Annotated in this window: 31 protein-coding genes; 5 read left to right on the top strand and 26 right to left on the bottom strand. The window is 40.5% G+C overall.

What is annotated here, in order from left to right; translation table 11 throughout:
- The first annotated feature begins 158 nt into the window (after positions 1 to 158).
- A complete protein-coding gene (locus H0266_RS02590; RefSeq protein ID WP_181470814.1) occupies positions 159 to 1,031 on the top strand; it encodes a GGDEF domain-containing protein in 873 nt (290 codons plus the stop codon).
- A gap of 73 nt (positions 1,032 to 1,104) precedes the next feature.
- On the opposite strand, the gene H0266_RS02585 is transcribed toward H0266_RS02590, so the two are convergent.
- From H0266_RS02585 to H0266_RS02560, 6 genes are all read right to left on the bottom strand, one after another.
- Entirely contained in the window at positions 1,105 to 1,806 is a 702-nt protein-coding gene (locus H0266_RS02585) for a hypothetical protein (RefSeq protein WP_181470813.1), read from the bottom strand.
- A 118-nt stretch (positions 1,807 to 1,924) separates the two neighbouring features.
- Entirely contained in the window at positions 1,925 to 2,308 is a 384-nt protein-coding gene (locus tag H0266_RS02580; RefSeq protein WP_343063194.1) for a permease, read from the bottom strand.
- Complete coding sequence (locus H0266_RS02575) at positions 2,308 to 2,508, bottom strand: helix-turn-helix transcriptional regulator (protein ID WP_181470812.1); 201 nt, start codon at positions 2,506 to 2,508, stop codon at positions 2,308 to 2,310. The genes H0266_RS02580 and H0266_RS02575 overlap by 1 nt, the downstream gene beginning before the upstream one ends.
- 187 nt (positions 2,509 to 2,695) lie before the next feature.
- The gene (locus H0266_RS02570) at positions 2,696 to 4,015 is read right to left on the bottom strand and encodes a hypothetical protein (protein WP_181470811.1); all 1,320 of its coding nucleotides are present in this window, start codon (positions 4,013 to 4,015) and stop codon (positions 2,696 to 2,698) included.
- 14 nt (positions 4,016 to 4,029) lie between these two features.
- Positions 4,030 to 5,373 carry a hypothetical protein gene (locus H0266_RS02565; protein WP_181470810.1) on the bottom strand — a complete coding sequence of 448 codons (1,344 nt, stop codon included), beginning with the start codon at positions 5,371 to 5,373 and terminating at the stop codon, positions 4,030 to 4,032.
- Between the two features lie 58 nt (positions 5,374 to 5,431).
- On the bottom strand, positions 5,432 to 7,045 hold the full coding sequence (locus tag H0266_RS02560) for a glycoside hydrolase family 13 protein (RefSeq protein WP_181470809.1): 1,614 nt from the start codon (positions 7,043 to 7,045) through the stop codon (positions 5,432 to 5,434).
- A gap of 93 nt (positions 7,046 to 7,138) precedes the next feature.
- Between H0266_RS02560 and H0266_RS02555 the strand changes: the two genes are divergently transcribed.
- Positions 7,139 to 7,609 carry a DUF6944 family repetitive protein gene (locus H0266_RS02555; protein WP_181470808.1) on the top strand — a complete coding sequence of 157 codons (471 nt, stop codon included), beginning with the start codon at positions 7,139 to 7,141 and terminating at the stop codon, positions 7,607 to 7,609.
- Between the two features lie 106 nt (positions 7,610 to 7,715).
- Here the strand turns inward: H0266_RS02555 and H0266_RS02550 are convergent, their stop codons facing one another.
- The 7 genes from H0266_RS02550 to H0266_RS02520 all read right to left on the bottom strand — a co-directional run bounded on the left by H0266_RS02550 (position 7,716) and on the right by H0266_RS02520 (position 12,465).
- Positions 7,716 to 7,949 (bottom strand): hypothetical protein, encoded by a 234-nt coding sequence (locus H0266_RS02550; protein ID WP_181470807.1) that lies wholly within the window; start codon positions 7,947 to 7,949, stop codon positions 7,716 to 7,718.
- Between the two features lie 12 nt (positions 7,950 to 7,961).
- Complete coding sequence (locus H0266_RS02545; RefSeq protein ID WP_181470806.1) at positions 7,962 to 8,210, bottom strand: hypothetical protein; 249 nt, start codon at positions 8,208 to 8,210, stop codon at positions 7,962 to 7,964.
- Positions 8,203 to 8,580, bottom strand: a complete 378-nt coding sequence (locus H0266_RS02540; protein ID WP_181470805.1) for a hypothetical protein — start codon at positions 8,578 to 8,580, stop codon at positions 8,203 to 8,205. The genes H0266_RS02545 and H0266_RS02540 overlap by 8 nt, the downstream gene beginning before the upstream one ends.
- Before the next feature lie 28 nt (positions 8,581 to 8,608).
- Positions 8,609 to 9,586 carry a DUF3221 domain-containing protein gene (locus tag H0266_RS02535; protein ID WP_181470804.1) on the bottom strand — a complete coding sequence of 326 codons (978 nt, stop codon included), beginning with the start codon at positions 9,584 to 9,586 and terminating at the stop codon, positions 8,609 to 8,611.
- A gap of 179 nt (positions 9,587 to 9,765) precedes the next feature.
- Complete coding sequence (locus H0266_RS02530) at positions 9,766 to 10,302, bottom strand: AAA family ATPase (RefSeq protein WP_181470803.1); 537 nt, start codon at positions 10,300 to 10,302, stop codon at positions 9,766 to 9,768.
- 91 nt (positions 10,303 to 10,393) lie between these two features.
- Positions 10,394 to 11,608, bottom strand: a complete 1,215-nt coding sequence (locus H0266_RS02525; protein WP_181470802.1) for an EAL domain-containing protein — start codon at positions 11,606 to 11,608, stop codon at positions 10,394 to 10,396.
- 89 nt (positions 11,609 to 11,697) lie between these two features.
- A complete protein-coding gene (locus tag H0266_RS02520; RefSeq protein ID WP_246363607.1) occupies positions 11,698 to 12,465 on the bottom strand; it encodes a hypothetical protein in 768 nt (255 codons plus the stop codon).
- 395 nt (positions 12,466 to 12,860) lie between these two features.
- Here H0266_RS02520 and H0266_RS02515 point away from each other — a divergent pair, with 395 nt between their 5' ends.
- Positions 12,861 to 13,961 carry an oxidoreductase gene (locus H0266_RS02515; protein ID WP_181470801.1) on the top strand — a complete coding sequence of 367 codons (1,101 nt, stop codon included), beginning with the start codon at positions 12,861 to 12,863 and terminating at the stop codon, positions 13,959 to 13,961.
- A gap of 86 nt (positions 13,962 to 14,047) precedes the next feature.
- On the opposite strand, the gene H0266_RS02510 is transcribed toward H0266_RS02515, so the two are convergent.
- Positions 14,048 to 14,437 (bottom strand): HIT family protein, encoded by a 390-nt coding sequence (locus tag H0266_RS02510; protein ID WP_181470800.1) that lies wholly within the window; start codon positions 14,435 to 14,437, stop codon positions 14,048 to 14,050.
- 112 nt (positions 14,438 to 14,549) lie between these two features.
- Positions 14,550 to 15,566 carry a serine hydrolase domain-containing protein gene (locus H0266_RS02505; protein WP_246363605.1) on the bottom strand — a complete coding sequence of 339 codons (1,017 nt, stop codon included), beginning with the start codon at positions 15,564 to 15,566 and terminating at the stop codon, positions 14,550 to 14,552.
- A gap of 415 nt (positions 15,567 to 15,981) precedes the next feature.
- Between H0266_RS02505 and rlmN the strand changes: the two genes are divergently transcribed.
- Positions 15,982 to 17,067, top strand: a complete 1,086-nt coding sequence (gene rlmN, locus H0266_RS02500) for a dual-specificity RNA methyltransferase RlmN (protein ID WP_181470798.1) — start codon at positions 15,982 to 15,984, stop codon at positions 17,065 to 17,067.
- 82 nt (positions 17,068 to 17,149) lie between these two features.
- Here the strand turns inward: rlmN and H0266_RS02495 are convergent, their stop codons facing one another.
- The 9 genes from H0266_RS02495 to H0266_RS02455 form a co-directional block, all read right to left on the bottom strand.
- Positions 17,150 to 17,671, bottom strand: a complete 522-nt coding sequence (locus H0266_RS02495; RefSeq protein ID WP_181470797.1) for a GNAT family N-acetyltransferase — start codon at positions 17,669 to 17,671, stop codon at positions 17,150 to 17,152.
- A gap of 444 nt (positions 17,672 to 18,115) precedes the next feature.
- Positions 18,116 to 18,355, bottom strand: coding sequence for an NUDIX hydrolase (locus H0266_RS19405; RefSeq protein ID WP_246363603.1), 240 nt, complete (start codon positions 18,353 to 18,355; stop codon positions 18,116 to 18,118).
- 56 nt (positions 18,356 to 18,411) lie between these two features.
- Positions 18,412 to 18,744 carry a hypothetical protein gene (locus H0266_RS02485; protein ID WP_181470796.1) on the bottom strand — a complete coding sequence of 111 codons (333 nt, stop codon included), beginning with the start codon at positions 18,742 to 18,744 and terminating at the stop codon, positions 18,412 to 18,414.
- A 50-nt stretch (positions 18,745 to 18,794) separates the two neighbouring features.
- On the bottom strand, positions 18,795 to 19,271 hold the full coding sequence (locus tag H0266_RS02480) for a hypothetical protein (protein WP_181470795.1): 477 nt from the start codon (positions 19,269 to 19,271) through the stop codon (positions 18,795 to 18,797).
- Positions 19,272 to 20,043: 772 nt separating this feature from the next.
- Positions 20,044 to 20,823, bottom strand: a complete 780-nt coding sequence (locus H0266_RS02475; protein ID WP_181470794.1) for an SDR family oxidoreductase — start codon at positions 20,821 to 20,823, stop codon at positions 20,044 to 20,046.
- A 163-nt stretch (positions 20,824 to 20,986) separates the two neighbouring features.
- Positions 20,987 to 21,184 (bottom strand): cold-shock protein, encoded by a 198-nt coding sequence (locus H0266_RS02470; protein WP_181470793.1) that lies wholly within the window; start codon positions 21,182 to 21,184, stop codon positions 20,987 to 20,989.
- Between the two features lie 237 nt (positions 21,185 to 21,421).
- Positions 21,422 to 21,892: a GNAT family N-acetyltransferase gene (locus H0266_RS02465; protein ID WP_246363601.1), complete on the bottom strand. Its 471-nt coding sequence runs from the start codon at positions 21,890 to 21,892 to the stop codon at positions 21,422 to 21,424.
- Between the two features lie 14 nt (positions 21,893 to 21,906).
- Positions 21,907 to 22,800, bottom strand: a complete 894-nt coding sequence (locus H0266_RS02460; RefSeq protein WP_181470792.1) for a hypothetical protein — start codon at positions 22,798 to 22,800, stop codon at positions 21,907 to 21,909.
- A 230-nt stretch (positions 22,801 to 23,030) separates the two neighbouring features.
- Complete coding sequence (locus H0266_RS02455; protein WP_181470791.1) at positions 23,031 to 23,486, bottom strand: hypothetical protein; 456 nt, start codon at positions 23,484 to 23,486, stop codon at positions 23,031 to 23,033.
- A gap of 227 nt (positions 23,487 to 23,713) precedes the next feature.
- Between H0266_RS02455 and H0266_RS02450 the strand changes: the two genes are divergently transcribed.
- Positions 23,714 to 24,697, top strand: coding sequence for a hypothetical protein (locus H0266_RS02450; protein WP_181470790.1), 984 nt, complete (start codon positions 23,714 to 23,716; stop codon positions 24,695 to 24,697).
- Positions 24,698 to 24,959: 262 nt separating this feature from the next.
- Here the strand turns inward: H0266_RS02450 and H0266_RS02445 are convergent, their stop codons facing one another.
- Complete coding sequence (locus tag H0266_RS02445) at positions 24,960 to 25,319, bottom strand: DUF4181 domain-containing protein (protein ID WP_181470789.1); 360 nt, start codon at positions 25,317 to 25,319, stop codon at positions 24,960 to 24,962.
- 75 nt (positions 25,320 to 25,394) lie between these two features.
- A complete protein-coding gene (locus H0266_RS02440) occupies positions 25,395 to 25,622 on the bottom strand; it encodes a hypothetical protein (RefSeq protein ID WP_181470788.1) in 228 nt (75 codons plus the stop codon).
- Between the last annotated feature and the right edge of the window lie 74 nt (positions 25,623 to 25,696).

The raw sequence follows: 25,696 nt of genomic DNA, 5'->3' as shown, positions 1-25,696 counted from the left end.
GTCCTTCTATAACATTCAACGGACCTCCACTTATGAGAAGTTTTGTGGAGGTCTGTGTGGGTCAAGATAATTGTAGAAGAAAAGTTTTATCACTATAAAATAAGGGGACATATAGATCACTGAAGAATTGTTCGATGCTATTTGAAAGGTCGTGCCCTATGAAACTGAATTATCTATTCGTTATGATGGCTTTTTATATTGGACTTGGCATTATTATCGGCATGTTATTCTCTCTCGTTCTCCCTCTTTGGATTACAGTACCTGAACAGGCGATGCCTTGGTTTTCCTTCGGCTTCGTATTAGCTGGTATTGTGTTGGGTCTTGGTAATTATCTCATATTTTCCATGTTTGTAAAAAGGTTCATCAAACACTTCCAGTGCGTGCTGAGATCTGTCCGAAACGGGGATTTGAGCGCGAGATCCAGACTGAAAAGTTCCGGTGTACTGGCTGAGTTGAAGCAGAGTGTGAACATGACCCTCGAAGATCTGGAGAAAACACAGCAAACCATGCAGCGAGATGAATTGACGAAACTACCAAATAGACTTTCCCTTCAACAATTCTTTCATAATCGAGAAAGAATCATCGGGACGTCATACGCTTTTTACTTCCTGGATATGAACGACTTTAAATCAATCAATGATACATATGGTCATCTAATGGGAGATAATGTTTTGCGCCATGTAGCTGATTCAATTAGGAAAGCCATCGGTAAGGAGAATCACCTATACAGACTTAGCGGGGATGAGTTTGTCATTCTCCACCAAACGTCTACCTATCTAGACGATGATATTCGTATGATGTGTCAAAAAATCACGGAGCCCTTCAACAAATCGATTACGATAGAAGATATACCTTTGAATATCAACCTCAGCATCGGTGTTTATCATTTTAAATATGGTCATGAAGATTTAGAAACCATAATGGATAAAGCCGACCAGGCTATGTATGAAGCGAAAACAAACAACCATAAAAAATATGTTGTCTTTCAAGGTGAATCTAGTACAATCAAACACCTCAGCTCCTCATCATGATACTCTTCTTACTTTATTCACCTACTCTGCTCTACAGGCAAGACAGCTCATTGTTGTTGTGATGAGCTGTCTTTTAACGTCTATCGCTCGATGAATCCATAATCCAGTGTTCTTTAAGATCACATCCATGGAACATACCTGATTCCATGGTTTGTTGATTCGTCCCGCATACCCTGAGCCAGATTCCCTGTACAGGAAGCTGACTGTATGAAACTTTCACTTTTCCTTCTCCGGATACCTTATAGGTAGCTCGTTCTTCTATATCAAAACCACGCCTCTCTGCACTAGAAGTGATTCGATAATAGTCCAACTCACTTCCCCATTCAGAGGAAGGGATATCGTCAATTAATTGAAAGAAATATTTGGGAGGCACATCGAATTCTCGAGCGAACCACCGATGATTTTCTAATAACTCTCTTCTCACAAGCAAATGGTCGTTCCCCTGATCATATTCTACCGCGTACATGATTGTATCTGGTGCTCCTTGAGTTGTTAGTACAAGGTTGATATATTGAAATTCTCCCTTATGATCGACCACAATGCGGAAATCACTAATCATCGTGGCCCCATCAATATCGAATTCTTTCTGTATCGATTGATAGAGTGGACTAAATCCATCGGTGTAAAAATTAGAATGTTCGAGTTCCAATTTCCGAGGTCGTTCCTCTAATCTTTCCTTTACAAATGGAAAAAGCAAAACAACAAACACGATTAGTAAACCGAAAACCAGCCATCTATTATTACTAAATCGGCCCTTAAGGTTTATATATTTCATCCTATCCCCCTATTTATCGAATTATGACCCTTAGAAAGTATGTATCTCCGTAAACAAAGGATATCTTTCCGAACCCTGTGAGAAATAACTTTATAAAATGGCGTTTATATCATCCATTCTAATTTCTCTTTGCAACGAACACCCACGATAAGAAAACAGTTGAAATAAATAATGCACTGAGTATTTGAAGAACTTCAATCGCATTAATGTCAATCATATTAAATTGTAGAAGCGTCATCATAATGAACATGTAACCTAAGATCGCAAAGAAAGAAAAAAACAACCCTTTGTACCGAATCAATCGCATTCGTTCATCTTTCTGTCTGAATTGTGGGTGTAAATAGCTCATACTAAACGCTATGACCGCCGTTGAAAGAAGAGGTAAAGAAAAAAAGGATATTCTATCTCCCGCAAGTAAACTGACGATCAAAACAAATAAAAATTGAATCGATAATATAGCGCCCATAACCTTAAACATCGTAGGATAATAATCTTTAGTCACTACTCTTCCTCCTCGTATATAAATAGTTCTTCAATCGAAACTTCGAAAATCTTCGCCAATTGGAACGCTAGCGGTAATGATGGTGAGTAACGGTCTTTTTCGATAGATATGACCGTTTGTCTTGAGACTTTTAGCATATGAGCCAGTCGCTCTTGGGATAAGGATTTCTCTTTTCTATATTGAGCAATTTTGTTTTTCAAATGGATATCCCCTCCTTCAAATACAGTTTATGGTAAATACCCCTTTACGTCAAGGAAACTTTACATAACAAAAGGACCTGCTGCAGCAGATCCTTTCAATAAACTATTCAATTTTTAATTCTTATAATTTTAGAGCTACAAAAACGAAGAGTTCTTTTTTCACCTAATGGAAGTGAATCATCAGAAATCACTCAGAGCGAATGAATTCCCCAGTGTGAGCTCCGATCCAAACGTTATTGACACCTTCAACACCCTCAACCGCGTATCGGTAAGTAAGCACCGGAGAACCATCACGCTCTTCTACTAATTCCAGTACCCCTTCTGCCCTGACCTTTAGATTTAGGTTGACCGAGGAGCGCGCTTTTCCTTCTGAAAGTACAGGCTCTCTCTCGATGTGTTCATTCAATGCATTTTGTTTGTAGACATCTGAGAAATCCATGCCTATAAGAGCCGTCTTCGATGCCGTGTGATGATAAGTAACGGTGACTTTCTCAAGTTTATTTACAACGTTATTTGTGACACGATAGATGGAAACTTCGACTGTATCTTTCTCCTGCTTTGTGAGTTCAGGCTTCCAAGATCTTTCCCTCCAACGATTCGTCCGTCTAAGGGCATCTTCTTTCATGTCTTCTACCGTTAGATTCAAAGACTCAGTTCGACCCAATTGATGTACTTGAAACCCTATCATATGACCACCGCGTACGGTTGCCGTTACCTCGTAGTCCCCCTTTTCCGTTTCGAAGTCGATCCGCTCACCAAATTGAGGATGCAGACCTCCGTTCCCACCACTTGATAATTGGAGTGTGATGGGTTGAGCGAACAAGGCAGACATCTCCTCGGCGACCGATTCATTTATGTTTTTCAACGACATTTCGGGTTCATCCTCAAAAATTATTCCTGATTGATGTTGGTCAACTAGATATTGATCAAACTCAGGATCACTGCGATTGGGAGAACGGTATGAGTCCCAAATCGTTTTGAATTCTCTCAAGCGTTGTTCAATCTTGTGTGTTTTCAATTGGTATCTATTCTCAAACAAAATAGACTCAATATCTTCAAAAGCCTCTTCACCCGCTTGAAAACGCTCAAGGATCGTCGTATTCAAATAGTTCCACTCCGTTTGTGATAACCCTTCGTCGTCCCATGTTTCAATGAGATAATTGATATATCCATATGTGCTTCTGAAATTAAAAGGGTAGTCAAGCGTCCCGTCTAATTCCCGTGGAATCCCCATCATATCTGGAACCGAACGATCAAGAATACGATTGCCACGTGATGCAACCGCTTTATACAATTGATCCAATGTAACGTCTGGTGAGCTCGAGGCAAGTGCTCTACTTATGTGCTCTGTCACCCCTTGATATTCCCATCGTTCACTTTTCGCCCAATCACGGTATAAATCTACTTTTTCACGATGATTCTCAATGGCTTGCGTCATAAACAAATAAGAACCAGCCGCTATCATAAACAAAACGGCGGCCACAACTTTCCATACGTGTTGCCTCATTTCCTTAACTCCTTCTATCTAAGCTGATCTGTGAAGTATTTACCTGTCTGTGCATGAACGAACACATCATCTACTCGTTGAACACCTTTAACTGGTATACGATAAAATAAAATCCTTTCTCCTTGTCTCACTCCAAGTTCGAGAGTAGGCTCGCCATTCAATGTTAGTTGTTCGGGTACTTTTTCTGTAGCTTCTCGTTTTGTCACAGAAGGGATTGGATCAGGAATTTGATGATCTGAATACCACTCAGATAAATCCATCTCTCTCAGCACAGTCTTCGAAGATGTTTGTTGATAGGTGACTTCGATATAATTATAAGGAACTTTCAAACCGCCCAGTTTCTCGTAAACACGAACCACCTGCTCTTGAGGATTTTGTTTGAAATTTTCATCGATATACATTTCAGGTATGAATGAAGTATCAGAAATGAACTTACCAACTTGATCGACGGCATTTCCTTTGACCTCTCGTTTCGTGAGATTCAAATCTTGCAGCGGGTTCGTATAGTGCGCTTCAAAGCGTAAAGGTAGCCCACCTTTTTTAGCTATCGTTAAAGCGTAAGGTGATCCATCAGCTTTTAACTCTAAGTATTTTCCATAGGTAGCTGAGAAAAAGTTCCCACTGCCTATTTGCTGTACGTTCGGATTACCTCCCCAAACAGGTCTCATCCATTCTTCAGATAGCTCGAATAATTCCGAATCAGATAGTACAGACTTCTCTTCATTTTTTCGCGCTGGTGGTGGGTTCGTATTAGAAGAGCTATAATTCGCATAAGTTTGATCGAGCTCCCTCGGCATAGATAGCTCCTGCCAGCGATAAGATAGCTCTTCAAACAATTCAATGACTTCCCCTTTATTCATGTGTTCCCCGTCATCAAAGACATAAGGTTCCATATCCTCAAAGATATCGATTACCACAAGTGTGCGTTCATGAATCACTTCTACTGTCTGCCACTCTTCTTCTGATAATCCTGTATCATCAGACGTATCTCGCAAATAATCAAAGTACCAATATATTTCCTCAAAAGGGCTACTGTAGAAGTTTCCTACATTTGAATCTAACGTCACTCTTAGAATATTACGTGATATGTAGCGGTTTCCTGCGTTGTACTCAATCGATTCCAGCGCTTGCTTCATATCTGCAGGGGAGCCTGCAACAAGCATCTCCTCTATATGACGTGCCATTCGTTCATATTCGATGTGCTCTTTCGTGATCCATTTTGCGAATAAGTCTTTGCTTTGGTTCTTCTGCTTTTGTATATCCTGATACACCCACACACTTCCAACTGCAAGCACTAATGCCAGAACATAGCTTATGTATTTCCATTTATGCTGTTTCATCAAATTTCCTTTCTTCATAAAATAGCTCTCCTCATTCTAGGACATTTGCCTAAACTTGAGAAGAGCCTATGTTTAATCATAATTGATATATTCTTGCTTCATGTGGACGCAAAAGTGTTTCATCAGCTTCCGAGTAATTAGATAGAAGCGGTTCAGTAGGTGGTAATGTGATCGAGTTTAGATCGACCGTATTTTCTTCATCTGCATGGTTCAGTAAAACGAGCCAAGTTTCTCCGTCCAAGCTACGTGTGTACGCATACACGTGTTCGTCGCCCCCAGATAGATCCTCATAATCACCATACACCATCACAGGGTGCTTCTTCCTTAGTTCAATCAACTGCTGATAGTAGTAGAACACAGAGTGTGGATCAGCCAATGCTTCTTCCACGTTAATGTCCGTATAGTTTGGATTGATTTTAATCCAAGGCGTCCCTGTCGTAAACCCTGCGTTATCCTCATCCGACCACTGCATCGGAGTACGTGAGTTATCTCTACTCAATGGCAGCAATTCCTCAAATACGACAGACGGGTCGCGTCCTTTTTCCACTTCTTCCTCATACTTATTTTTCATGGCTATATCTTGATAGTCTTCAATGGAATCAAAGCGAACGCCTGTCATCCCGATTTCTTCACCTTGATAAATATACGGAATCCCAGGAAGCGTATGCATCATAGTAGCGAGAAGTTTCGCTGATTCTTTTCTATATTCATTGTCATTACCAAATCGGGTCACTTGCCGGGTGTGGTCATGGTTATTTAAAAACTGCGAGTTCGTTCCTTTCCCCTTCAATCCTTCGTACCATCGATTTTGAATTTGTTTATATCGTTTCATATCCCAGGATGGCATATCATCGGCCACTTCAAAGTGAAACAATGTATGCAGTTCGTTACGATCCTCCCCAACATACAAAAGCCCATCTTCCGGCGTGACAAAAGGAATTTCACCTACAGTCAAAATATCGTAGTGACGCAATACCTTATCGTTCATTTCTTGTAAGTATTCATGTATGCCAGGGTTATTTCCAAGATAACTTAACCCTTCAGGATGTTCAGCATCCGGAAGCCCGTCTTGCTTTGCTAGTAAATTGATGACATCAAGCCGGAAACCATCGATGCCTTTGTCTAACCAGTATCGCATCATCTCATATATCTCTTCACGCATGTCTTCGTTCTCCCAATTCAAGTCTGGTTGTTCAACAGCGAATGAGTGCATATAATATTGTCCTGTCGTTTCGTCGAATGTCCATGCAGACGGTTCAAAATAGGAACGCCAGTTGTTCGGTGGTCCCCCATCTTTTGGATCTTTCCATATGTAATAATCCCGTTTCGGGTTCATCTTTGATGAAGCAGATTCCTTGAACCATGGATGCTGATGTGACGTATGATTGAGTACCAAATCCATGATCAAACGCATGCCACGCTTATGAACCTCATTTAAGAGCCGTTCCCACGTTTCCATATCCCCAGCCTTTTTCATGATTTTATAATAGTCCGATATGTCATAACCATTGTCGAAATCAGGTGACTCATAGCATGGGTTGAGCCAGATTACGTCAACCCCAAGCTTATGTAAATAATCAAGCTTATCTATCACGCCTTGTAAGTCACCATATCCATCACCATCTGTATCATTGAAACTTCTCCAGTAGACTTGATACACAACTGACTCTTTCCACCACGTTCGCTTCATAGCATCGTCCCTCTCTGAATAGTTTGATAACTTCTATTATAGCAAGAACGTAACGATCTGTAACGGCTTACAATAAAGAAGGAGGCGGTTTAGATGGACGAAGAATTGATTGCTATAGGAACAGTCATTGCTGCGATAAGTGCTACCCCTCTATTCGCTTGGACGACGGAGCAGGAAAAGTCCCTTAAGTTATGGGGAAACACACTTCAAGCTACAGGGAACGGACTGACCGCTGATGACATAGATACCTCAAGCATAGGTCAAGTAGCAAGTGTACTATCATCAAGCGGAAACATCACCGTGATTGCTGGTATTTTTAATGAAAATAATAGGAAAATCAGAACCATACAAGGGAATCAGCTTCAAGCTTTAGGTGCTTCGATTGCTTTAAGTGAAGGTGTGGAAAAAAATGAGCTTACTTTAATCATAGGGAACGGACTACAAGCTATTGGAAATGCCTTGCAAGCTGAGGGGGCAAGACTTTCAAAGGACGACTGGACTCTTCTGGGGAGCTGGATACAGGCAGCGGGAGCTACGTTGATTGCTGTTGAGGCGTACGAATAAGCTTTATAATCCAGGTTTCCAGACAGACTCTATCAGCCCAAAATCCCGCACTGTTGCTAGACATGTTACATCCGACAATAATGTGTAGACATGCCTTTCAACATTTCTACCTATGTACATTCCCTTGGCCATCCGCTTTCTTTTGTTTCAAAGGTGAAAACATAATCATAAATCCGAACCCTAATATGAAAGTCAGCATCGGATAGCCGATTGGAAACAATATAATGAAGCTTTCGCTTTGATTTGAAATCATCGTTAATATTGGGTCAGCTACAAATGGAAGTGAAACCAAAAACAGTACACAACCAATGCCGAACCACATTTTTCTCTTTTTCTCCATTTACTTCCTCTCCTAACGTTCAGTAATTCCAATAAGTATTAGCAAAGAAACAGCAATTACAAGACCGGCAGCATTCAGCACTGTGCCCACTAACAGGGAAATCCACCTCTTGGAGAAAACGGCAAACGCAATGCCTAGCGAGGATAAAACCAAAAGCATCCCCGTATAGAGTCCGAGATTTATATTCGGTCCTCTTACGATGAGAAACAACAACAGATTCATTCCGGCTATTACTAATGAGATGACACCCCGTTTATTCATTCGACATCTCCTCCAACTTCGTAATCGATGACAATTCCGTCTTAAGGTTATACATTCGATCCTTCCACCAGTATCGTCCCTCGACACCAAGGTCTTGAATTTCTGTATAATAGCCTACCTGTAGAACGGTTCGCTCACCATGTAAAAAGACGAGTAAATAGTCAGGTAAAGCAAAATCCATGTTTGCCGTCGATGAACTCCTTGACTTGTGCAAGTCATTCACTAAGGTATCGATTTTCCCTTGGTCACTTATCGTTCCAATATGTTCTTCCGATTCCCATTTGTAAATATTCACCTGAGAAGGCGGAAGTTCGATGTCGAAGGGCTTCTTCTCCCCACACCCAGAAACGGTCACAGTGATCCATAACATCATCAGAATTAAGAAAAAACTGTTCAGCCTACTTCGCATCCGTCACTTCAACCTCTTCGGTCGTCTCCATCCCTATTTCCAGTTCAATGGTCCATTCATCTGATTCTTGGTCATAATCTGCATGTAATACATTCAAAGGCTCAGAGGAGTCCACTGTTGATAAGGATTGCTTTATCGCCTCCGACGCATGCAACTCAGCCCCATCAGGCTTGACGTCCTTTAGAATCTCAGGTTCTTTGGCGTGTGACTGAGCAGGAAAGGACTCTGCGACAGAAGTGTAAAGAAGGTGAACACGATCCCCAACTTCAACGCTCTCAGGTCGATTACTGAACCATGTGTGATCCACGAGCATCTTATCATCTTCTTTTAGATCGGTTACATAACCCGTTAGTTCACTTGGCTCAGATAGGGTGATCGCCAGTTTCATTTCTGTTTGATTATTCACCCACTCTAGCTCATCTTCCGTTAAAGTCTTCCACACCCTTAGTTCAAAAGCATCAGCAAGATTACAGCTGCCTACTCCAGAAATTTTGCTTATCTCATTTGAAAGTTCAGATGCCAACTTGAATTGTTTCGTATCCAACTCGTCCCTTGAATACGTAAGAGAGGTCGTTGCGTAGGCACCAGGTGAAAAATGTTCTCTCCCTACTTCAATAGATTCAAGAATAGCTGTTTTGATCTTTTCTTGCTCTGAACTCAACCCTTGTTTCAACCCAATGACTGTGGTTCCTTGAACAACACTGTACTCACCAACTGATTGTAGATCTTCAAAGGAGTAGCCTCTACTTTCCAATTCACTCATTAGAAACTCCCGATGTGTTCGTATTAAGACTTGCACATTTTTATACTTCTCAATTTCTTCTTCGGTAGAGTAATCCTTTATTATATCCGGTACTTCTGTAGGGTACTTCTTCAGTTCCTCTTCCGTTAAGTCAGTCCGCGTTATGCCTTCAACTGGGACTTCGGGACAAGAATCTATGAGCATGTTATAGGAATCCAGTTCCATTGCAGCTTGTTCTTCTTCATCTGTTTCTTCTAGTTGATCTGTTGATCTGGTTCCTCAACCGGCTCAGATTCACCACATGCACCCAACATAAACATTGAAAACAATATTATCGTTACTATTTTTTTCATTGATTCCCCTCCTTATTATTTATTTGTCGGTTGCAAATGGAAAAAGTTACATTAGACTTCAGTTGTGAAATGGATTTGTTGCAAGATCTGTTCAACTACTTGTTCAACTTGACTACCATTTGTATCTATGTAAGTTGAAAAATCATAAGTTTCATAGGCGTCTAAACATCTTTGAGTTTGCTTAAAGCACCAATTCCCTTTATCTTCTCCACGCTCACGTAACCGGTTGAATATAGTTTCTTTCGTTGCAGTTAAGCAATAATGATGGGTTTCAGATACTTTCTGAAAACCTGATCTAATGTACTCGAAGTAATCCGGTTTTCGAATTGTCATCGGAACAATCAAATGATAGCCATACGTTTCGACTAATCCTTCAGCCGTTTTTACAACGAGATTTTTCCATAGCAAAAAATCTTGAAAATCTCCAGATGGCGATTCTCTCTTCTTTAATTCACTCGGTAGCATATGGTTCAACATAAAACCGACCATCTCAGGATCGAAAATAAAACTATTCGGTATTTTTTTAGATAATTCTTCTGAAACCGTCGTTTTGCCTACCCCAAATGCTCCATTAATCATGATAATCATCTCTGTTACCTCCTTTAAATATCCAACCTTTACTTTTTCTTCAAAAATCGTAAAAAAACCTGCCTTTTCAGCAAAAAGGCAGGTTCGAGATTTATATTAACAAATAGTCGTGCTCGTAAATGTAGGAATAATTGATATCAATGAACAAGAAGTATTGATCTGTCAGTGGAAAGCTGAATGTACGAATCAACTCTTTCGTTTCAATATCTGAATAGATTTCTGACAGCGTACCTTTCTTCCACGTTTTCATTTGCATAACGTTTTCTAAAAAATATGGACGGAATGCCCAGTTGGAGCCCTTCTTGCTCGGCTCTAATTCCCAATTATCATCCCGTTTGCGGAAGTTGGCGGATATTTGCAATCCATCCCCATTACAGATGAACATCCTAAAGCTTTCTTCATCAAATTGGCTTGTCACCATATCAATAAATGGATCGACTTTTTTGGGACCATCCCATCTGGAAACCAATTCTTTTAACTTCTGCTCCCAGGAAAGAATCAAATTCAGTCGCCTTTCAACTAAAGCCTTCTCCCTTTGAATGTAATGATCTACTTTCTCTTCCACATTGATTCGTAATGAATCCTTCGAAGATAGATTGAATCGGGGTTCGGCTAAATAATACCCTTGATAATAACGACCTCCATGTTTCCATGCGAAGTAGAGCTGATGATCATCTTCAATGGTCTCAAACAGCATGGCAGCGCCTATACGGTTCGCGAGCATCGCAAGGGAATACATGATATCTTGGAACCCTTGTGCATTGTGGTTTCGGATGTTCATCGTGTCCACTTTCAAGAGATTCGGCTCTAGCTGACGGATACGATCAATATTTGAACTTTTTGCTCCGACGTGATCGACCGCGATTTGCACACCATACGTTTTGTAGTAAAGTAATAAATGATTGAGTGCTTCGAAATCCTCATCAAAGTCATGCTCTCTTACTTCAATGACAATTCTGTTCATGGCAAATCCTTTTTCCCTGAAATCAAGTAAGGTTTCTAGGAGCTCATCTCCATCATTCACCATCAATTGTTTAGCACTCCGGTTTATGAATACGAGACCTTTTGCGTCTTCATCCAACATGGCTTGAAGTGCGATATTCAGTAAATGTTGATCCACATCCACTTTGAATTCTTCCGGAACATCCGGATGGTGGAAGAATGAACTAAGGCTTCGCCACTTATCACCGTCATAATAACGTCCTAGGACTTCGTAGCCTTTGACATCATGACGAATGGCGCTGATGATTGGTTGATAAACTGGTTGCACATTATGTAGGTTTCCGATTACATCTAATGGATCCATACGACTCACTCCTTCAATTCCTCTTCTATTATACCATGAGAATTGCTAGAATGAACGGAGATTACGACTGATTTCTGAATATTCAGCCTTTAAGCCAACCACATTTCTCTTGCCTCATCATCTGTCAAAGAAAGTGCACGAATGAAGTACTTATGTACCGGCTCGTTCTGTTCCCATTGAACATAGCAGGCAATCAGCGCTTGAATGTCTCCATCAAAATGTTCATGTACAAGACGTGTTACGGTCTTCGAACTGCGCCAGTAATCGTAAAAAGCTGCACTAAAGGTTTCGCTTTTACCACTACGATACCCACTTTCACCAAACCGATCGAGCGTGTATTCCCCGTATATTTCTTTATAATTCTTAATTAGCTTGTCTTCAACGTTCTGGATGGCTTGAAATTTCGTCTCAGATAATAGGAGCTTCTTCGACAGATACTCACACATCCCTTCTTCAAACCACATATTTTCCTCATCCCCTTCAAAATCATCATGGAAAAAATCGGCATGATGAGTAAGCTCATGGGCGATAATGGCGGCGACATCCTTTGTATCCATGTTGTTATAATAATCAATGGCTACTGAATCGGTCGCTGACGTTAAAAAAATCTCCTTCCACGTTTCTACTCTCGGCTCGATGTGTATCAAATCTCTTGAAGTATAGGCAGGAATGGGAATCGTTGAATACAGCTCTGTAGCAGATTGAAGATCATGAAACACCACACCCCTCGGATAGTCAAAGGTTGTAATTTTCGCTAAAGCTTCGGCATAGTCATTCAAATGTTCGAGCAGAGATTGCCCTGCCGCCTCAATTAATTCCATTTGCCTTGTATCTGTAACAGAAACAGCATACTTCATAATGTAAAATCCTCTCTAATTCATTTATGTCTTGTGTAAATTTTAAGCTGTCACTAACTTTTCAATCAATTTCTGAAAGAATGTAACTTTATTTGGTATTCCATAACAAAGTCCTAGGGTTTTCATACTTATTGATTTGTTGGTTGTATTAAAATTCTCCATTAATTTCCTTTGTACATTGTTCAGGAACCTACATCATTTTACAATCTTTTATTATATACCCTGGACTTCATGTATTCCAAAAGACACTCGTCTAGAATTCGAGCGGTTAATTTTATCATTAAGCGGGTAATGTAGGTAAGGTGAGAGGAACAGTGAAATCAAATATCTTGATACAAAGACTTTAATCAAATATTATAGCTGTTGTTCTAACTATTATAGAAAGGATGTCCTACATGTTATTTCAAGACTTCTTACTAGACCAACACAAATTAGACAATCGATACGTCGTTGCACCTATGACACGAATAAGCGCTGAAGACGATGGTCACGCAAACGAGACGATGAAGAATTATTATGAACGTTATGCCAAAGGTGGATTCAGCACCATCATCACAGAAGGCATTTACCCTGACCAAACCTTTAGTCAAGGCTACAAAAACCAACCCGGTCTTGCGACTGAGTCTCAGATGAAAGCATGGCAACCCATTGTCGAGACCGTTCATAATCATGGGTCTATTATCATTGCTCAGTTGATGCATGCAGGAAGTCAAAGTCAGGGCAATAGATATACGGACGAAACGATTGCTCCATCCGCGATCGCACCGAAAGGGAATCAACTGGAGTTTTATGGCGGTTCTGGTCCTTTTCAAACACCTAGAGCCATGAACAAACAAGACCTAGAAGAGGCCAAACAATCCTTCGTTCAAAGTGCTTTGTTCGCTCAGCAAGCCGGATTTGATGGCGTAGAATTGCACGGAGCGAACGGATACTTGCTGGATCAATTTTTAACGGATTACTTGAACAAAAGAGATGATCAGTATGGCGGATCTCCGGAAAATCGTGTTCGTTATTTAGTGGAAGTCATTGATGCTGTAAGAGAGGCAGTAGGTCAGGACTTCACTGTAGGAATTCGTATCTCTCAAGCAAAAGTAGCAGACGGTGAGCATAAATGGGCCGGAGGAGAAGAAGAAGCAGAAACGATCTTTTCCACTCTCGGTCATACTTCTCTTGACTACATCCATGTCACGGATGGTCTGGGTACCGCTCCTTCATTCGGTGACGGAACAAAAACACTCGCTCATGCAGCGAAAGCTTACAGTCAATTGCCTGTTATTGCGAACGGCCAATTACATGACAAGGACAAAGCTCTGCAACTCATTGAAGATGAACAGGCAGACCTTGTTTCTATCGGCACTGGAGCCTTGGCCAACCCGGACCTTCCAAACAAGGTCAAAGACGATAAAGAGCTGAATGAATTTGATTTTCAAAAGATTCTATTGCCACTTGGAACAATTAAGGACCATGAACTCCAAGCGAAAATCTATGAATCATGATTCCTTCCCCCCAAGCGACTTTCGCTTGGGGGATTCCTTTGATCACTCGACTATTGGTACAGGGTAACTCAATGAATTCCCTCTTTTTAAATTCTCTTATTTTCCGGTTGTTTTAGCCAATACCTAAGACCTTTACCAGCATGAGGTTCATCATGGTATCTAGGGATCACATGAAAATGACTATGTAGGATGAATTGATTCGACACGTCCCCGACGTTCCACCCTAGGGTGTATCCATCAGGTTTAAAGGTCTCATCAATGTAACTTTTCGCTTTTTGTAATAAGTTATATGTATCTTTCCACTTTTTTTTCGTAAGAGAAAACGCATCTTCATGGTGTGCTTTAGGTACAATGACCCCTGAGCCTTCAAGCACGTCTTGATGTTGATTATGCTGAAGAAAATAACAGGTATCATTCTCAAATATAATATTTTGATCGACATCTTGGTCAGGATGGCAAAACGGACATACTGTCATGATTATTCTCCTTTATTACGAAATCAAACCCTATTCATCGATAGGAAACTCCTATTGTTTTGGTCATTAATGTACTATAAATACTCTTCTACTATTTTAGCGGCTACTCACGTTACCTAATAGATTCAACTACCTTATCACCAAAAGATCGAACATCTTCTAAATAGTCGTAGCCTTCCGGCGAGCCGAAGCTATTGAACATTCGGACAGCAACCACCTTCTTTTCAGGAATGACCAAAAGCGTGACACCCGTATATCCCAGGATCTGAAACGACCCCCTAGGCACAGCCCCACCTATTTCTGTTTTTGTCGACTCACGATTTTTCACAAACCATAAATAGCCGTTCTGAGGCGCATCTGATTGAATGCCATCAGGTGATTGAAGAGTGGTAGCAAGCCGGATCAGTTCCTTAGGCACGACTTGAATACCGTTGAGCTTCCCCTCATATAAATGAAGGTTTCCCCACATAGCAAGCTCCCGAGCAGACACGTACATATTCTTGTCATCACCCTTTAGACTTTGACTTAGCTGCCATTCTGAATCTTCTTCCGTTTTCAATATAACATCTACATGTTTTTCACCAGTTTCTGCATACCAATCAGATTGCGTCATTTGGAGCGGTTGAAATACCTCTTTATGTAAGATGTGAGAAACGGTTCTTCCCGTCGTAACCTCAAGAATTTCAGTCAGCGCCTCAATGCCAACCCCCTCATATGTCCACTCTGTTCTTGGTGGGTGAATGCGACTTACTTCTCCTTTTCGCTTCTCCAAACCGTGGGTATGCGTCAGTAGATGGCGAATGGTGGTCCCTTTCCAAATGGTTTGATCAACGTTCTTCAGTACTTTAATAACAGGTATGTCGATGTTTTCTATAAATCCATGATACACAGCATAAGCGATAGCGAAACCGATATAACTTTTTCTGACAGAGGCTACGTAAAATTGTGAATCCGCCTGAATGGATCGCGCATTTGAATGACTAGAGTGCCTTCCTACATATTCTTCGAATACGACCTTTCCCTCTTGCATCACAAGCGTCGCCGCACCTGTCCCCAGTACGCGCTGAAACGTATGTAAAACATGTTCATGAACTGAACCTAGCCTAGAATCACTCTTTTTTATAAGCAATTGAATCCCTCCCACTAGTCTATTACAATTCGACATGCCCCACCAAATCCCTCCATTATTTTAGATGCACTATTTGTCTCCACTTCTTTTCAGAGATAATATTTCAATATAAGAATGTTAGAAGACTTATAAGTTCTGTACAACATTCGTTAAATCTATCGTAGTGGGACATTGTCTTATTCGCAAAGCTACTTTTTGTGATGAAGCTTTCAATACGCTTATACAAGGAGCGCTTTGGTAAATATTATGTCACCATCACTCCGAAAAACTTTGATAGGTCCACACTCTTTCAAGGTCTGCTTGATCAATGATGGATGCAACGTTTAACCTATCCTCATCATGATTAAGACTTGTATCAGCCCCACATATGAAGTATGATAGAAATAGTGATTTTTTTTACAAGAGGAGCGTATATATGAAACCATCCATTTACGGATTGACGTTTGATCAGCTGACGGATTGGTTGATAGAGCACGGAGAGAAAAAATTCCGATCCAAGCAAGTTTGGGACTGGATTTACCAAAAACGTGTCACTCAATTTTCTGATATGAAGAATGTTAACCAATCATGTATTGATAAATTAGATGAACACTTCACAATTGAGACGTTAACAGAAGAAATTAAGCAGGAGTCTAAGGACGGTACGATTAAGTTTCTATTTAAGCTTGATGACGGAAATGTCATTGAGACAGTATTAATGCGTTTCAACTACGGATTATCTGTGTGCGTAACCACACAGGTCGGCTGTAACATTGGCTGCTCGTTCTGCGCTAGTGGTATCTTGCGTAAAAGCCGCGACTTAACCAGCGGAGAAATCGTTGAACAAATCATGCAAGTGCAGCACCACCTAGACAAACAAAATAAGGACGAACGAGTGAGCCACATCGTTGTCATGGGAATCGGAGAGCCATTTGATAACTACGACAACTTGATCGACTTCTTGAACGTCGTCAACGATCAAAAAGGTCTTTCGATTGGCGCGCGTCATATTACAGTTTCGACAAGTGGAATCGCACCGAAAATGTATGAATTTGCCGATGAAGGTATTCAAATCAACTTAGCTCTTTCTATACACGCACCAAACAACGAGCTACGTTCAAGGATTATGAAAATTAACAAAGCCTATCCACTTGAAAAACTTATGCCTGCAATTGACTATTATTTAGAAAAGACAAATCGTCGAATTACGTTTGAATATATTCTATTGAGAGATGTCAACGACCACGAGAAGGAAGCTCATGAACTAGCAAACCTATTAATGGATAAGAAACATCTTTCATACGTCAACTTGATCCCGTATAATCCAGTAGCCGACCACCCCTACGAACGAAGTGAAAAAGAAGCTATCCTAACGTTCTATCAGACATTAATGGATCGCGGAATAAAGTGCGGAGTTCGTACAGAGCACGGAACGGATATTGATGCGGCGTGTGGTCAACTTCGCAGTAAGCAGATTGAGAAGGAAAAAGCACGTAAGAAGAGAAAAATGCAAACAAGTTAAATCCAAAAATGCTCAGCGGAAATTTCCGCTGAGCATTTTTGTACTCCATCCCCAATAATATCTATTTTTTTGCAAGGAAGAACTACACCCCTTCACGCTTTAAACCCTTTTCTATACCTTTTCGATAAAAGAGTCGATCTACATCAACTAACGGAAAGCCTTCGGGAAGTTGTTCTCGAGAAATGGCTTCAAATCCACTCTTTTCATAAAAACGATGCGCTGCTTTGAATTGTGGTGTAGTACCCAAGTATATCTCGCTTGCCTTGTGTTCTGATGCCCACTGAGTGGCCGTTTGCAATAGATTATGTCCAACAGAGTAGCTATGGCCTCGATACGTTTTCTTTACGAACTTTTTTTTCAATGCAAATTGACCTTCTCCTAAATCGAATAAACCGATGGTGCCTATGACCTCTTCACCATAAATGGCAAACCAGAAGTTCCCTTTTGCCCTTTGATAGACTTCTTCAATCTCAAGCAAATCAGGCTGATCTGATTGTGAAATTTTTACCCCGAACTCTTCCTGTTGGATGGAGAGAATTAAATCAACGATTTGATTCAGATAACGACCTGAATACGGCTGGATACGAACCACTCCTGTTTCCATAAGCTCCATCACCTACCTTAATACTAGTTTTTAAAAAGTTAATACTAGGTGTTTATTTTCAAAAGTTTGTAAGTCGATGTATGTATAACCGTTTCTTTAAATACATAGTCCCCCGGACCATTAATCAGCTTGTTATCAATTACCTGATAGATAAGCCTTTGCCAAATAATAACCATGTACTGTGAACAATTGCGTCTGCACCAACTGGCGTTGAATCATGTCACAAAACTCGTCAAAACCGATCAATTAAATATGTATTTCTTCTGTCTCGTCTAAATCTTGATTATGTTTTTGTTCTGCACCGAGTATTTAAAATGTCTTCACTTTATTTGTTTGTAAAGCCGGGTTGACCATTACATTACCTAATTCAATAAGAGGGAGAGCACTTGAAAATCCCGTCTCTTCTCTTATTTCTCTAGCCATGCCCTAACTATCAGATTCACCTCAGTCCCTTTTACCTGCTGGGATCTCAAGAAAGGAATCCTTCCCTGCATGGCGATACTGGTTGACAAGTACGACGTTTCGTTGTTTAGTCAGAACAACTGCATTTACCCAGTCGGGGTACTCATGAACAAGATAGTCATCGATAATTTGTCCACCAGGCAACTCCACTATTTCTTTCTGAATATGTACAAAAGGCGTTTCAATGACATCCTCTACATGGCGTGTCTTCCATTTATTCATCCGCAACCTCCATATGACATATTTCCCCAATCATGTACATCACTTTTCAACAGCGATCACATCATAAATAAGGCTCTACCAATAGTCATGCCCATCGGAACTCCCATACTCACCCACTTATTCGATCTCCAAATAGCAACGGAAATAACAACTCCAGCCGCTAGCATGATTGCAGCACCAATAAAGGATAATATCGGCATCCGACTTGACTCAGCCGCTATCATCATCAACATTCCTCCATAAACACCGACTATCGGAATGATAATCAAAGGAGCCCGAAATGCTTTAAGTACTTGACTCTTATCCTCACTACTCAATGCCCTATAGTAGTTAAAGGCTATTAAAGCACCACATAATTTAGCCACTAACACAATGATCAATAATTCCATAACGATCACCTCATAGGACAAATTATTTTAAAGAACGAAGGAATCGTTCATCAATGAAACTGATTGACAAAACCAATAAACCCTTCCTTAGAGAACAATTTACGGTTATCCTCACATACGTGCTGAGCATGGTAACTGACATTATCCTTCTCCCAAAACATCGATGCAACATCCCCTTGCTCAACGAAATATCCTACACGACCATTAGCAAGCTCTACTTTCTCTGTTTGTTTTGGCGGACTTAAATTTCCTTCAACTGCCGTAATGGCAATCCCTTCTTTCGCTTCAGGTGCCGCGTATAAACTTAATGAATAGGATTCGGCATCGCCGTTAGGATAGGCACTGCTTCGAACGTCATAAGGCTCGAACGGAATTGAGGTTGGCAGTTCGACATGGATGGTTAACTGCTTCATATCTTCAGCCACTTCTTCGTGATCAAACGTTGATTCCGCATCAATCTGGTTCGTGCATCCTGTACAAATCAACAAAAACAGAGCGGACAATACGACGATGTGCTTGACTCTCATTGCAGTTTCCTCCCACTCTTAAATCAAACTTAATACAGCAACGGTGTATTACATACAACCAGTGAAATCAATAAAAACATATAGAACTTCGGATAGAATTTCTCATCAATACGAGTTCCCACATTTCTCTTCCCTCTCTATTCTACATGTATTAGCCAAAACTTCCAATATTTTTACAGTATGAATGTTCTGTTTCTCATTTTTTCCAACTCCATTACTATCTTCTTACTGATACGCAGGAGGGCAGTGTAATTCACTAAGAAATATCATTTTACAATTTTTTTAATTAAATGGTGGTCTTATAGAATAGGAGTTAAAAATTAACATTAGAAAGGTGCGAGAAATAAGATGAGCAATAAAGCGTTTCACATTTACAACACTATAGCTTTGCATTTATTGTTAGCTTTTAACCTTTTAGTCTTATTCGCCTTTGGTATGGAGAAGAGTAGCATTGGATTTTCAGTTTGGGTGCCAATAACACTTTCATCTGTCATGCGGGGGATTTTTTATTTCGTTCAATTCTCTCGTTCCAACAAAGCTTAGAGAATATCGTGGTTTAACGTTATGGTCGTGCTCGTATATTTCTAGCAGTCAGGTTTGGTTCAAGTTTTGGTGGAATGTTTAGTTAAACATAAACTATTTATCCGTTGTCACTTATAGAATAATCCTCAGAAAACAACCTACATTAAAAAGCACCTTCTTAAAAATGGAAGGTGCTTTTTTTAGGCAAATCAACACGATCTCAGCCCACTTTCAACCCAGCATTTGTAGATTATTTACCAAGAAAACCGCCATTCGATTCGATTGTTTGGCCTGTTATCCAGTCGGCATCAGCACTAGCGAGGAAGCGAATCAATTTAGCTGCGTCTTGCGGAACTCCAACCCTCCCTTTTGGAAAAAGAGGCAAGAACTGTTGCTTCAATTCTTCGTCGATCCACCCTGAATCCGTCGGACCTGGATCAACTGAATTGACTGTGATTCCGAGGGGAGCAAGCCCCACTGCCAAAGGATACGTCAAGGCTCTAATCGTACCTTTGGTAGCAATATAGGCTAAGTTGTCCGGATCAGGACCTCCGGATACGAGATGGATGATCCGTCCACCATGCTCTTTCGAGAACGTTTGTTCAAACCTCTTCGCGAAAGCTGTGCTTAGCAATATCGGTCCACGATTATTGATTCTATAATATGTATCAAGTGTTTCAACGTCCAGCGTACGGAAATTTGTATTCGTCTGGTATGTCGCATTATGAACGAGGACCGAAGCGACGCCCAAACGATTTTCAACCTCTTGAAGCAGACGGGTTGGAGTATCTTCCTCTCCGAGATCCAAGTGCATATGCTCAGCACGCACACCTTTTGCTTGTAATTCTTTCGATAGCTGATTCGGCCAATCCCCTTCACATCCGTTACCAGAAGATTCGTCATAGGGACTGAAATGAGTAAAAAAGATGTCAGCCCCTGCCTCAGCCAATTCATGACAGATCGCTGTACCGATACCTTTAGAACGGCTCGCTCCCGTTACAATAGCCACTCGTCCTTTCAATGTTTGCACTTCATCACCCTCCTATTCTTCAATACAAGAAAGCATTTCACAATCGAATATTCCAGAGCCCGATATATGCATTTCTACTTTTTCATTATACTAAATCCTTTCATAATAACGGCAACAAAAAAGGCTTCCTGCATGAGGAAGCCTTTTTTGGAGGAAAAAGAAATTATCTTTGAACGTTAGCAGCTTGCGGGCCACGGTTGCCTTCAACGATTTCGAAAGAAACTGTTTCGTTTTCTTCTAGAGTTTTGAAACCTTCGCCTTCAATAGCAGAGAAGTGTACGAATACGTCGTCTTGACCTTCTACTTCGATAAATCCGAATCCTTTTTCAGCGTTAAACCATTTAACTGTACCTTGTAACATAGTGTTACCTCCTGCGTGGATATTCTCCACATTGTATTACTATTATTGCCCTGCGTATTCATTTCAGACGAGAATAACGTTTCAGTTACCTTTTCTTTCATTCATAACCGAACAAGAATAATTAATCATTACTCTATCAGTGATCTCAGGTTTCGTCAAGCTTCTCAGACATTTTCCATTTCCATGAAGGGCTGCATTTGATCGGCTCGTTTAACAAGTCTCTCTATAGCAAATGCATTAACGTTTCACCATCGTAATGAATTCTGTCACATCGGTATGGAAATAGTCTAATCTTACAAAGCCAAGCTTTTCATACACTCGAATCGCACGAGCATTGAATGTCGCGACAGATAACCGGATAGGTGTTTTGCCATGTGTATGTATGATTATTGAAAGAACAACCTCACAAAAGTCGCGTCCATTTCCGCAACCTACATCATCCGGGTTCATCCCAAGCCCGATATCTAACAAAGCTTCTTTATAAACACCTTGCTTATGTCCAGCTGGAACTTGTGCTGAAGCACCGGTACAATAAAATCCAAAGAGGTGTTCTTGTTCATTGTAAAGCGCAACATAAGAGCCATTTGTGAATTCGTAAATGGTCTCTTCTTTGTCGTCATTATTATAAAGATCATAAGGAGGTTCATAGCGCCACTGCACTATTTCTCTAGCTTCATTCATGCCCATTGGCCTGCTGGTGAGTTGCATATAACTTACCCTCCTTAATAGATGACGTCTAATTCAATGCTGTCCTCACTCTTTACTGTTATGGTAATTATCACTTCAGTCGAATAAGGAACGAATGAATTTTCAAGCGTCACAATCTGTAAGTAAGTATTCCTTTCACTTTCTATGTTTCTCCAACCACTCTGTTTCCATATTAGCTGGTCACCATCAGGCTGAATAGTAAACTCCTGAGGCTCAGTCACAATGGTACCTTCTTCGTTCTCTAAAACAAGAAATGTTGCAGATACACCAAATGTTGCCTCTACCTTGCGATCATCGATAATAATCGGTACATTGTCTCTCGTTACGTTTACTACAGACTGGATACGTCCTTCATTTTCTTGACGTTTGAGAATGGTGACAGAGTCTACTGGTTTTGTAATAACGGGCACGTCTTCAAGAACTGAATCAAAGAAACTCAACATCTCCTCGTACCTATCTCCCTTGCTATTTACGATGTGATACGGTTTACCTTGTCCATTCTCCTCAAATACAACAAATAAACCTAACCCGCTCTTCGATAGTTCAATGGTCGATACATGCTTACTTTCCTTGTGTTCAAGATATGCGATAAGTGATTGCTTATCATTTCGGTAGGACTCCATTTCTTCAATCAACTCAGAGTCTTCCTCTTGATCGACTTCAACAATTTCCAATCCATTCACCATACTGAGAAATTCGCCTAACCGTTGTTCAGTCTTTAAAACCGCCCGCTCTGAAGCAGCGAATTCATAATCATTCACGTGCATCTCCACTTCTGTTACATCAGCCTTAGATGCGAGGAAGTCTTCTATCGTTTTTGTTTTGGTGTCTTCTTTATCTTGTTGGCACCCTACTGTTAGTAATAGTAAGGCTGTAACGAATAGTTTAACCAATAATTCCGGCTTCATTTCCTTCCTCCCCACATCACTTACTTGCATGTCCTCAAGTAAACAGATAATTCATGCGGTTGATCAGAGTACGTGTTCATGACGCTCCCCTTCAGCTTTTCTACAATCCCCCATCGACGATCAAGTATATGTATAAGTATGTGTACTCAAACCTCAATGGTCCGCTTTTATAGGGTCTAGTGGACATGCAGTCAAGGTAGATTCACAAAAGAGTTGCTGATGGTCCACCATCATCCTCCTGATACCATTTCACTAATTTGGCTAAGCTGCATCGCAACATTGACCCATGCCATGAATAGCGTGAACAAAGCACCGAATAACTGCCCCTTCTTTAAAGGCTCATCAATAAACCGATCTTGTAAAAATGAGAAAATCATGACAAATGCCGTACTGAAAAAGAAGAAGTAGTGGAGGAACTGACCCTCGACTTGATCTCTCAATCGAGACATTTTAAAGCTTTCGTCTTCTTCAAAACTTATATCAAGTTCTTTATCTTTGAGACCGTATAAGTCATTCTTCTGAATGGTGATGGTTGATGACTGTTCACCGATCCATTCATAGCCATTCGGTAAAAAACCCCATTGGTAGGCAAACAAATACCCCATACCTACACTTAAGATGACGAACAAAATACGAACTAGAACCCCTCGTACTTTCTCTATACTGGAGCGCTCATCCTCTTCCATTGCCGACCTCCTCTATAGTAATATTTCGAATGCAAATTGCGAAGCACAAATGTGAAAAAACTATAAAACGCAAAGTCTATGAACCTTATAGGTGTAAAACAAATTTTTCGTAAACCTGCAAACTCTATAGACAAGCGTACATTTTTGGCCTCGTATAGACATCTGAACTATACTAACTCCACACTTCTACATAATCTATTAAGATTACAATTTGAAAGGAAGATAATATGAATAATTTTAGAATTCAACAACAGATTGAGTGCCCTCTAATAGCATGTGTCGCTGGTTACGAAGTTGAATTAATCGATCCTGACAACCTCATTTATGAAATACGCAATATAGAAGCATCTAACGCCTTGAGTAACTGGATCATCGAATTGGACTTATGTCCATTTGAGAATTGCCTTGTAGGTGAAGTTTTTGACTTAAATGATGATCCGGTAGCACCAAATCAACAAGGAGTTTGTCGTTACCCCTCCCAAAACAACGAGAGGTTTGCCTGCACTGATCAAGCTCCTTGTGACGGAGTTATTACAGGTTTAAAGTTTGATGAACTGGATGATTTTGGTGAATTAAAAGCAGGATTCGGTCAACAGTTCCAGATTGTCATTGACTCAGAGTTTGAATTACATCCTGCATGTTTTCAACTGAAATTTGGTCAAAATGGTGAGTGCGGACAAATTTGTGCGCCAGTTTGCGTGAATGTTGATCAGTGCGATAACCCTTGTGAATGTGACGCTCCAGAAGTTTTTTCATGTGAAATCGACTTACCTAGTTGCTTCACCTTCGATGGTACTTTCGAAGATGTGTCCACAAGTTTTTGTATTGGTGATTCTACCTGCGAAATGGACGGCGAGTGCGAAACATTTACAACCATTAATGTATGCGGTCAGCAGATCCAATGTTGTGTACCTGTGAACCGTTGGCGCCAAAGCGTTAATTTAGAAATCGTATTTAATGCACCTCTTTCTCCTGTTGATGGAACAACAGCTTGTGGAGGACCTCCAATTGTTTCATGTCTAGTTGATGATACGTTTACGAAACAGTGTTTCAGCTGTCCGGATGATATGAGTTCTCCTTGTGTAAATCCTAGATGTGAGAATGTAGTGATCACTCCTACCGACACAGACGTAAGTACCGATGAAGAAGGTAATCCGACACTGACCATCTTCTTCACTGTCACCCTCCCTCCATGCTCAACGGAGTTGTAACAAACTGGACCGCCGCTTCACGCGGTGGTCTACCTTCATTAAAGGAGTGAGACAAAATGAAAAGACAAAAGGCTAAAAAAATGCCTTCAACCAGAAGGGGATCTTGCTGTAATAAAGGCCCTGGAACAATGAAATCTTCACCACAAATAAAATCTTTCTCTCAACCCGAAGAGACCGATTCGAAAAGCTTATGGAAAAAGATGAAAAAACTATTCACAAATTAACACTACTCGGCTGACATTACTCAGGCGAGTTTTTTTCTTTAATAAAGCAGCAGTAAGGCGATCAGAATGAACGTGAATCCCGCCCACAAAAAATGATGATAGTATGCTTTTGATGAGGGATCGATTTTCCATTCTTCAAATCCACGTAGCAACGTTTTGGCCATCAGAATAAAAGCGACGGGTACAATTCTCATCGTTTTTGTTTCAAACCATAAGTACCCGAGCAGAATAGCTCCAAAAGCGAGTACCGTCAATGTACTATCGATGACACGAAAGAATTGTTTGCGGTCTTCACTCACACGTTTTGGCTTAATACCTAATTTACGTTTGATATATAGTTCGCTGATTAGAAAAGTAAGGACCATTAATACGGCCGTAATGACAATGATAGAATCCATGCTGTCTGCTCCTTTAATTGTTAATCCATTACCTGTTTTGATACGTGAAAAATGAATAAATTAAAGGTGTATTATTCAATTAAGATTAAAATAAACACCCATTATTAGTCCTATCGTTCCTGTGGTGACTCCAGAAAAAATCATATATTTCCCTTGCCTCTTCTCCTGGTAATCCCTACGTAGCACAACACCAATACTTATGGCATTTGCCATAAGTATTGGTGGGTAGACCCCGATTGCCAGTAGGACCGATATCCAGCCAAGATTCTGTAGAATATTTAGACCGTTCTTTTGTTCTTCCAACATAACTCTCCTAACGCAGCTAAATTAGTATCTACCAAATATTAGTTAACATGACAGACTTGTTGATCCTCAGT

Origin of the sequence: Halobacillus locisalis, assembly GCF_013694105.1 — a bacterium.
Classification (GTDB): domain Bacteria; phylum Bacillota; class Bacilli; order Bacillales; family Halobacillaceae; genus Halobacillus; species Halobacillus locisalis.
Note: the sequence above shows the minus strand (reverse complement) of the source record. Positions and strands in the feature narration are given on the sequence as shown.